A 9,070-nucleotide genomic window follows, 5' to 3' on the forward strand; every position below is an offset into this window, starting at 1 on the left:
AGGCGCGGGCCGCCGCCGACCCCCGCGTACACCGGGACGCGCCCGGCCGTCACCTCGACGGCCGCCGCGACCACGGCGCGGTGCTCCGCCGCGTCGAGCGCCGAGAACTCCCCCGTACCGCACGCCACGAAGAGCGCGGCGGGCCCGGCGGCCACCTGCTGCTCGACGTGCTCGGCGAAGACGTCGCGCGCGAAGGTGTCCTGTGGGGTGAAGGGAGTGAGCGGGAAGGAGTACAGGCCCTCGGGCAGCATGGGTGTCCTCGCAGACGCGTTCCTGGACGTGCGTTCATGTACGTGAACGGTGTGCTCGTATGTGATCGATGTGCAGCGTCAACGTAATCCCCGGAATGCGGGGGGTCAATGGCGCGCTGTCGTCCGCGCGTTCATGCGGCGGGTGCCCGGGGGCCGATTTCCGCAGAGGGCATGGGAACGGCCGCCCTCCCGAGGGGAGAGCGGCCGGGGGTGGGATGGTCAGGAGGCGAGGACCGCGACGGCGACCGCCCAGAAGACGAGCGCGCCCACGATCGACACGGCGCCGGTCACGATGCCCGCCGTGCCCATGCCCTTGCCGGGCGCGCCCGCCTTCGCGCGGCGCGTTGTCATGACGCCGAAGATCACGCCGAGCACGCCGAGCGCGAGCCCGAGGATCGGGATGAGCCAGAAGAAGACCAGGCCGCCGATCCCCGTCACGAGCGCGGCGACCGCCAGCCCCGGCGTCTGCGTGCCGGTCGCCGGGCGGCCGTGGAAGGAAGTGCCGGAGGTGGGATTGCCGTAGCTGCTCACGGAGTGATCCTTTCCTGGGGAAATCGTGCGGCTCGTGTGCCTTTCGCTGTGTGGTGCCGGGTGCCCGTCGAGAGCGAACTCACGCACGCGGGGGTGGAATTGGTGTCTGCACGGCGAACGCCACGGCGAAGGACACGGCGCGGGGCCGGGGCAAGCCCCCCGGCGTGCCCCGGCCCCGCGGCCGTACCCGTACTCGTGACGCCGTCGCGCCCCCGGGTCAGCTCACCTTGTACGCGTACGCGACCGGCGTGACGCTCAACAGCCCGTTGTCGACCCACTCGTCGAGCTTCAGCGTCTTGTGGGTCGTGGAGGCGGGCGGGGTCACGACGAGCTTGGCGGCGTGCCGGGCGTCCGCGGTACCGGTGTTGGCGTGGGTCCAGGCGATGACGGCCTGCGCGGACGCACCGTTCTTGAGGGTCAGCGTGGTCTTGCCCGGGTCCTTCGCGTACCACGTGCTGCCCCACGTCGTCTTCGACGTGAGCGTCTTGCCCTTCGCGTCCTGGAGGCCGAGCCCCGGGTAGCCGCGCAGGGCGCACGTGTGGCCGCTCGTGTTCTTCAGGTTCAGGATCGCGCCCGCGTGGTTCATGCCACCCGCGAGGCGCTTGCTCAGCGAGGCGCTGAGCCCGGAGGTCGCGCACGTCGGCGTCGCGGCCTTCGCGCTCGTCCCGGAGGCGCTGGCCTGCGCCACCGTGACGGCCCCGACCGCGCCCGTGAGCGCGAGCGCGGCGAGCGGAAGTCCTATGCGCCGCGCAACCCGGCCCTTGCGACCGGGCTTCGCGGCGGTGCCGACGCTGGAGTCGATGTCGGTGATCTCGTTCGGGCTGCCGGTCATGGCCATCGTCCTTTCCTCGTGCGTGTACGAGGTTCGATGGCGGGGCCCGGCGGAAAGTTCACGGATGGCCGAAGATTTTTTCCGGCACGCCCGGCCGGGCCCCGGCGCGGCCTCCGCAGCGCCTCAGCGGCGCCCCGCCCCCCGTACCGAACGCCCCGGCGTCGCCTCGGTGCGGACCCCGTCGCGCAGCACGAAGTGCCCGTCGACCAGGACGTGCGGGATGCCGAGCGGGAGCGTGCGCGGGTTCTCGAAGGTCGACCCGGCCGCGACCGTGGCCGGGTCGAAGAGGACGAGGTCGGCGCGGTAGCCCTCGCGCACGAGGCCCCGGTCGGCGAGCCGGAGGCGCGCGGCGGGGCGCGAGGTCAGGTGCTGGACGCACTCCGCGAGCGAGAGGATGCCCAACTCCCGTACGTACTTGCCCAGATACTGCGGAAACGTGCCGTACGCGCGCGGGTGCGGCTTCGCGCCCTGGAGGATGCCGTCCGAACCGCCCGTGTGGACGGGGTGCCGCATGATCGCGCGGACGTTCTCCTCGTGCCCGACGTGCTGGAGGATCGTCGGGCCGAGCCGGTCGGCGAGGAGCAGTTCGCGCGCGTACGCCCACGGGCTGACCCCGCGCGCGGCGGCGGACTCGGCGACCGTACGGCCGACCGCGTCGCCGAGCCCGGGTGAGGTGACGCCCGAGATCTCGATCGTCTCCCACTCCATCGGCACGCCGTGGCAGCCGTCCGAGCCGACGACTTCGAGGTCGTACCTGACGCGCTCGGCGCTCGCGTCGTCCGCGAGCCGCGCGAGTGTCGCCTCGGGGCCGCCCTCGCTCGCCCAACTGGGCAGCACGGCGGCGAGCGTGGTCGAGCCCGGGGTGTACGGGTACGTGTCGAGGCTGATGTCGGCGCCCGCCGCGAGCGCCCCGTCGAGCAGCGAGATCAGCTCCGCCGCACGCCCCTTGTTCACGCCGAAGTTCATGGTGGCGTGGGCGAGATGGAGCGGGCAGCCGGCCTCGCGCGTGAGGGCGACCATCTCCTCGTACGCCTCCAGCGCGCCCGCGCCGTAGGAGCGGTGGTGCGGACAGTAGTAGCCGCCGTACTCGGCGACCACCCGGCACAGCTCGGTGAGTTCGGCGTCCTTCGCGTACATCCCCGGCGTGTACGTGAGCCCCGAGGACATGCCGACGGCGCCCTCGCGCATGCCCTGCGCGACGAGTTGACGCATCCGGTCCAGCTCGGCGGCGGTCGGCGGGCGGTCCTCCCAGCCCATCGCGTGCATACGGACGGTGCCCTGCGGGATGAGGTAGGCGGCGTTCACCGCGAGGCCCTGCCGGTCGAGCCGGTCCAGGTACTCGCCGACCGTGCGCCAGTCGAAGTCCACGGAGTCGTCCCCGGGCCCGCCGCCGTTCCACCCGGCGATCGTGCGGCGCACCTCGGCGAGCGTGCGCTCGTCCACGGGCGCGTACGAAATGCCGTCCTGGCCCAGGACTTCGAGCGTCACACCCTGCGCGACCTTCGCCGTGTGCGCGGGGTCGCGGAGCACGGCGAGATCGCTGTGGGCGTGCATGTCGATGAAGCCGGGGGAGAGCGCGAGCCCGTCCGCGTCGAGGGTGCGCGCGGCGGACAGCCGCGCGCCGCCCTCCCTGCCGATCCCGGCGATCCGCCCCTCGCGCAGCAACACGTCCGCGCGGTAGGGCTCTTGCCCCGAACCGTCCACCACGAGGGCGTCACGGACGAGGAGTTCGGGGGCGGGGACCGGCGAGGGGAGAGCGGCTGCGGGCATGGGGCTTTCCTGTTCGGGGAATTCGGGGGAGTGGCGCTTCTGAGGTTTTGTAAAAAATCTCTAGAAGAACGTCCGCACGTAGTCCGTGACCGTGCCGTCCGCCGTCACGACGGGGATCAGCTGCCACTTGTCGAAGGACGTGCACGGGTGCGAGAGACCCATGCCGAGCCAGTCCCCGACCTCAAGGTCCGCGCCCGCCTCTGTACGCACCCAGCCGTGCTGGTCCGAGAGCCCGCTCACCGCGATGCCCTCGGCGCCGCGCACCTCGCCCGTCCGCGCGTCCCGCACCGCCTGCGCCTCGGGCAGATCGAGGTCATACGCAGCGTCCCGCTTGCCCGCGTTGACGAACGCCTGCTCGGCGGACGGACGCGAGACGACCTGCGCCCACAGCCGGAAGGCCGGGTGCAGCGCGCCCTCGTCGGGGACGCGGTTGAACGGCGTGAGGTGCTTGTAGTGCCCGTCGTCGTGCGAGACGTACGCGCCCGAGCGCAGCAACTTCCGTACCGGAGCGCTCAGTTCGCCGATCTCGGCGAAGGCGGTCGCGACCGCGTCGAACCAGGCGCTGCCGCCCGCGCTCACGATGATCTCGTCCACGCCCGCCCGCGAGAAGCGGCCCGCCGCGTCGAAGTCCGCGAGCAGCGCCGTGAGCCTGCGCAGCCACGCGAGCACGCGCGCCGGGTCCGCGTCCGGCACCTCGCCCTCGTACCCGGCGACCCCGACGAGCCGCAGCGTGCCCGTCGCGGCTACCGCGTCCGCGATCGCCGCGCACTCCGCCTCCGTCCGCGCCCCGGTCCGCGCGCCCTCGCCCGCGCCCAGCTCCACGACGACGTCCACGCGCCGCGCGCTCGACGGGCCCGCGGGCAGTGCCTCGGCGGCCTCGCGGAGCGCCGCGTCCATCAGCTCCACGCCGCGCACCGAGTCCACGTAGGCGACGAAGACGAAGTCCGGGTCGGCGGCCAGCTCGGCCGCGATCCAGCGCAGCGCCGCCGCGTCGACCAGCTCGTTGGCGAGGAACACGCGCGGCACGCCGAAGGCGCGCGCGACACGCACCTGGTGCGGCACCGCGAGCGTGATGCCCCAGGCGCCGCGCTCCAGCTGCTGGTGGAAGAGCTGCGGGGCCATCGACGTCTTGCCGTGCGGGGCGAAGTCGAGGCCGTGGCGCTCGGTGTACGTCTCCATGAGCGCGAGGTTGTGCTCCAGGGCCTCGGCCGAGAGCGCGAGCACGGGAGTCGTGAAACCGCCGGTGAAAAGGTTTCTGCGCTGACCGGCCAGCTCGGCGACGGTCAGCCCCTCGGCGTCCGGGGGCAGCCCCTTGAAACGGCTGTCCACGCGGGTCGTGGAGAGCCGGTCGAGTGCGGCGGGGCGGCTGTGCCCAGCGGTCATGACGTACTCCCAAGGGGGCCGAGGCGGCGCGTACCCCTCCGAAACCGGCGGTACGCGTTGCGCAGAATGCAACGCTCATTGCGTATGTCGCTTCATGGTGTCTAACATCCTGGACGAGTCGGGGTCAATGAGGCGGCTGGGACGCCGCCCGGACCACGACCGGCCGAGGGGCCCCGCCCCGAGCACCACCGGCCGAGGCGCCCCGCCCCGGAGACCACCGGCCGGGGGACTCCTACCCCGTACGTACGACGAGAGGCAGACCGTGAGCGCGACCGACACCGCAGCCGCCACCGTTCCGGCACCGGCCCAAGCCCCCGCACCGGCCGCCGCCGGGGAGCAGGGCCCCGGCGCGGAGGTCGTCTGCCTCGGCGAGTCGATGGTCACCTTCGTCCCGCAGACCACCGGCCGCCTCGCCGACGTACCCGCCTTCACGCGCGCCATCGGCGGCGCCGAGTCCAACGTCGCCTGCGCCCTCGCCGCCGCCGGGCACCGCGCCCGCTGGGTGAGCCGGGTCGGCGCCGACGGCTTCGGCGAGCACCTCGTGGACGCGATAGCGGCGTACGGCGTCGACACGAGCGCCGTGACGCGCGACCCCGCGCGCCCCACCGGCATCTACTTCCGCACCGCCGCGGACCGCGACGCGGACGCCGCCTTCGAGGTCGTCTACTACCGCGCGGGCTCCGCCGCCTCCGCGATGTCCCCGCACACCGTCCCGCTCGACGCGCTGCGCGACACCCGCGTCCTGCACGTGACCGGGATCACCGCCGCGCTCTCGCCCGACTGCCTCGCCCTCCTGCGCACCCTCACCGAGCGCCGTCCCGGGCGCCCGCTCGTCTCGTTCGACGTGAACTACCGGGCGAGCCTGTGGCCCGACAAGGCGGCGGCGGGCGAGGTCCTGCTCGGCCTCGCGCGCGGCGCCGACCTCGTCTTCGTCGGCGAGGACGAGGCGGAGACGGCCTGGGGCATCACGGGCGGCCCGCAGGCGGTGCGCGACGCGCTCCCCGAGCCGACGACGCTGGTCGTCAAGCAGGGCGCGGGCGGCGGGACGGTGTTCACGCGGGAGCCGGGCGACGGTGCGCGCACCGGGGATGGCTCCCGGGCGGGCGACGGTTCGCGTACCGGCGATGGCTCCCGGGCGGGCGACGGTTCGCGTACCGGCGAGGAGCCCGGCGCCCCCCGTACGCCCGACGCCGTGATCCACGAGCCCGCGCCGCGTGTCGACGTCGTCGCGCCGGTCGGCGCGGGGGACGCCTTCGCCGCCGGCTACCTCTCCGGACTCCTGCGCGGCCTGCCCGTCGCCGGGCGACTGCGGCAGGGACACCTGCTCGCCGCCAACGTCCTCACCGTGCCCGCCGACCTCACCACGCCCCCGCCGCGCGCCCTCACCGACCGCCTCGCCGCGCTCGACGCCCCGGCGTGGCAGGGACTCGCGCTCGGCCCCGGCTGGACGGAGCGCCTGGCGGGTACGCGGGCGAGCGGGGCCGGCGCATGAGCCAGACCGTCGACCGCGCGCTGAGCATCCTGCCGCTGCTCGCCGAGGGCCCCGCCGACCTCGGCGGCGTCGCGGACCGCCTCAACGTGCACAAGTCCACGGCACTGCGGCTGCTCCGTACCCTCGCCGAGCACGGCCTCGTCTACCGCCAGCAGGACGGCCGCTACCGGCTCGGCTCGCGCCTCTTCGCGCTCGCCGCGCAGGCCGTCGAACACCTCGACGTACGCGGCATCGCGCACCCGCACCTCGTGCGCCTGGGCGAGACGTGCGGGCACACCGTGCACCTCGCCGTGCACGAGGAGGGCGAGGTCGTCTACCTCGACAAGGTCGACAGCCGCTACCCGGTCCGGATGTACTCGCGCGTCGGCAAGACCGTCCCGATGACCGTGGCCGCCGTCGCGAAACTCATCCTCGCCGACCTCCCCGAGCCCGAGCGCCGCGCCGTCGCCGAGCGCCTCGACTACCCGCGCTACACGCCCCGTTCGACCCCGGACGCCGCCACGTACCTGAAGGAACTCGCGCGCGTACGCGAACAGGGCTGGGCCACCGACCTGGGCGGCCACGAGGAGTCCATCAACTGCGTCGCCGCCCCCGTGCGCGGCGCCGACGGGCGTGTCGTCGCCGCCCTCTCCGTCTCCGCGCCGAACGTCGTCGTCAGCGCGGACGACATGCTCAGTCTTCTCCCGCTCGTGCGCCGCACCGCCGACGTCGTGAGCCGGGAGTACGCGGGCACGCCCGAACCGGGCGTGCCCGTTGCCGCCAGTGAACCGCCGAACAAGGAAGCCTGACCTCTCATGCCGACCGAGAAGACCGCCCTCACCCCCGCCACGCACACCGTCCCGCCCGCGAAGTTCTCCCACGGCGTGAAGAAGGGGAACATCCTCCAGGTCGCCGGCCAGGTCGGCTTCCTCCCCGCCGTCGAGGGCCAGGCCCCGACCCCCGCGGGCCCCACCCTGCGCGAGCAGACCCTCCAGACCTTCGCCAACGTCAAGGCGATCCTGGAGGAGGGCGGCGCGAGCTGGGACGACGTGATGATGATGCGCGTCTACCTGACCGACGTCGACCACTTCGCCGAGATGAACGAGATCTACAACGCCTACTTCGAGGAGCAGGGCCTCACGCAGGCCCCGGCGGCCCGGACGACGGTGTACGTGGGGCTGCCGAAGGGCCTGCTGATCGAGATCGACGCGCTGGCGGTGCTGGACGCCTGAGTCACGGTGGGCCCCGGGGACGGGGTGGGGTGGTGCTCGGCGGGGTGATGCGAGGTCGGTTCGCCGGGGGCGTGCGGTGCGCGAGTGCGAGCGGTATGCCGAGTGCGTGCGGTTTGTCGAGTGCGTGCGGTTTGCCGAGTGCGTGCGGTTTGCCGAGTGCGTGCGGGTTTCCGAGTGCGTGCGGTTCGTAGGCCCGATTCCGTTCCGGTTCCGGTTTCGCCACGTCGCTCTCGGCTCCCGTCTCGCCCTCGCCTTCCGTAGCCGCTGCCTCTCGTAGCCGCCGCCTTCCGCCGCCCCGTCCGCCGTCGCGTCTCTTCGCGCACGGGGGCGGGGCGGCGTCCTGTCCGCGCAGGGGCGGTACGGGACGGAGCGAGGCCGGGACGGGCCGCCTCGCGTACCGGGGCGCGGCCTTCGGGGCCGGTCGTTCACGCCTCGGGGGCCGCCGCGAGCAGTCCGTTCAGCTCCGGGTACGCGATCCCGTCGGTGAGAACTCCGTACCCGCCCCCGTCGAGCAGGTCCCGCGCGGCACGCCGCGCCACCGCGTACGCCGCCTCGGCGACCGCCGAGCCGAGACTCACCCGCGCGACGCCGAGCCGCGCCAGCTCGGCGACCGGCGGAGTGCCGTTCCCGGCAAGGACGTTGAGGGGCACGGGGATGCCCGCGACGAGCGCCGCGATGGTCTCCGCGTCCGTGACGCCGGGCACGAAGATCCCGTCCGCACCCGCGCGCACGTACCGCTGGGCCCGCTCCAGCGTCTCCGCGAGCCGCGTCCGAGGACCACCGAGCCCACGCAGGTACGTATCGACACGGGCGTTGAGGAACAGATCCCCGCCCGCTCGCTCCACAGCCCCGCGCGCGGCGGCCATACGCTCCGCGAACTCGCCGGGCTCCCGCGCACCGTCCTCGATGTTGACACCCGCGGCCCCCGCCGCGAGCACCTCGGCGACGGTCTCGGCGACTTCCCCCGCGTCCCGCCCGAAGCCGCCCTCGATATCCGCCGTCACGGGCACGGCCACCGCTCGGACCACCCGCGCGACGAGCGCGACGGCCCGCTTCCGGCCCAGCACATCCCCGTCCGCGACCCCGAGCGACCAGGCGACCCCGGCACTGGTGGTCGCGACGGCCGAAGCCCCGGCAGCCTCGACCACCCGGGCACTGGCGACGTCCCAGGCGTTGGCGAGGGCGAGGGGAGAGGCGGGGGTATGGAGGGCGCGGAAGGCGGAGGCGGGGGAGGCGGGGGAGGCGGGGGTCTGGGAGGCGGGGGTGGCCGTCGTGGGGGGTGTGGGGGCGGGGGAGGTGGCGGTGGGACGGGTGGGGGGTTGGGTGGTGTGGGTCATGGGGGTAGTCAACTGGGGGGTGCGGGTGCGGGGCTGGCGGAATTCCGACGTGAGTGTGGGGGCTGTCGTGAGTGGTGGGGGCTGTGCTGCGCTTCTGGGCCGCAATCTGTAGCGCGCGTGCCTTCGGTGCCTGGCCCGGGTGCCCTGCACTGGTCCCTGTGTGTCCTGCGCCGGTCCGTGTGCCGCGTGACCTGGCCGCGGGCACCTGCCTGCGGGCACCTGCGCCGGGGCACCTGTCCCGCGGCACCTGCCCCCCCGCACCC

Annotated in this window: 9 protein-coding genes; 3 read left to right on the top strand and 6 right to left on the bottom strand. The window is 73.9% G+C overall.

Going from position 1 to position 9,070, the window contains the following annotated elements; all coding sequences use genetic code 11:
• From G3I42_RS07825 to G3I42_RS07845, 5 genes are all read right to left on the bottom strand, one after another.
• Positions 1–251, bottom strand: a 251-nt coding sequence (locus tag G3I42_RS07825) for a dihydrodipicolinate synthase family protein (protein ID WP_203606512.1), incomplete at its 3' end; no start/stop codon positions are given.
• A gap of 219 nt (positions 252–470) precedes the next feature.
• The gene (locus G3I42_RS07830) at positions 471–782 is read right to left on the bottom strand and encodes a DUF4190 domain-containing protein (protein ID WP_239096325.1); all 312 of its coding nucleotides are present in this window, start codon (positions 780–782) and stop codon (positions 471–473) included.
• A gap of 217 nt (positions 783–999) precedes the next feature.
• Complete coding sequence (locus G3I42_RS07835; RefSeq protein ID WP_239096326.1) at positions 1,000–1,614, bottom strand: DUF4232 domain-containing protein; 615 nt, start codon at positions 1,612–1,614, stop codon at positions 1,000–1,002.
• Between the two features lie 123 nt (positions 1,615–1,737).
• The gene (locus tag G3I42_RS07840; protein WP_164283682.1) at positions 1,738–3,384 is read right to left on the bottom strand and encodes a D-aminoacylase; all 1,647 of its coding nucleotides are present in this window, start codon (positions 3,382–3,384) and stop codon (positions 1,738–1,740) included.
• Positions 3,385–3,444: 60 nt separating this feature from the next.
• Entirely contained in the window at positions 3,445–4,767 is a 1,323-nt protein-coding gene (locus tag G3I42_RS07845) for an alanine racemase (protein WP_164283684.1), read from the bottom strand.
• Between the two features lie 262 nt (positions 4,768–5,029).
• On the opposite strand from G3I42_RS07845, the gene G3I42_RS07850 reads away from it, so the two are divergent.
• Genes G3I42_RS07850 through G3I42_RS07860 form a run of 3 tightly spaced genes read left to right on the top strand, consistent with a single transcriptional unit; the run spans position 5,030 to position 7,470 of the window.
• Positions 5,030–6,259: a sugar kinase gene (locus tag G3I42_RS07850; protein WP_164283686.1), complete on the top strand. Its 1,230-nt coding sequence runs from the start codon at positions 5,030–5,032 to the stop codon at positions 6,257–6,259.
• Entirely contained in the window at positions 6,256–7,047 is a 792-nt protein-coding gene (locus tag G3I42_RS07855) for an IclR family transcriptional regulator (protein ID WP_164283688.1), read from the top strand. Before G3I42_RS07850 ends, G3I42_RS07855 begins: the two co-directional genes overlap by 4 nt.
• A 6-nt stretch (positions 7,048–7,053) precedes the next feature.
• Positions 7,054–7,470, top strand: coding sequence for a RidA family protein (locus tag G3I42_RS07860; RefSeq protein WP_164283690.1), 417 nt, complete (start codon positions 7,054–7,056; stop codon positions 7,468–7,470).
• A 425-nt stretch (positions 7,471–7,895) separates the two neighbouring features.
• Here G3I42_RS07860 and G3I42_RS07865 read toward each other — a convergent pair whose 3' ends face one another.
• Positions 7,896–8,807, bottom strand: coding sequence for an isocitrate lyase/phosphoenolpyruvate mutase family protein (locus G3I42_RS07865; RefSeq protein ID WP_164283692.1), 912 nt, complete (start codon positions 8,805–8,807; stop codon positions 7,896–7,898).
• Positions 8,808–9,070 lie beyond the last annotated feature (263 nt).

The sequence above is a fragment of the Streptomyces sp. SID11385 genome, from assembly GCF_010548245.1.
In the GTDB taxonomy this organism is placed as follows: domain Bacteria; phylum Actinomycetota; class Actinomycetes; order Streptomycetales; family Streptomycetaceae; genus Streptomyces.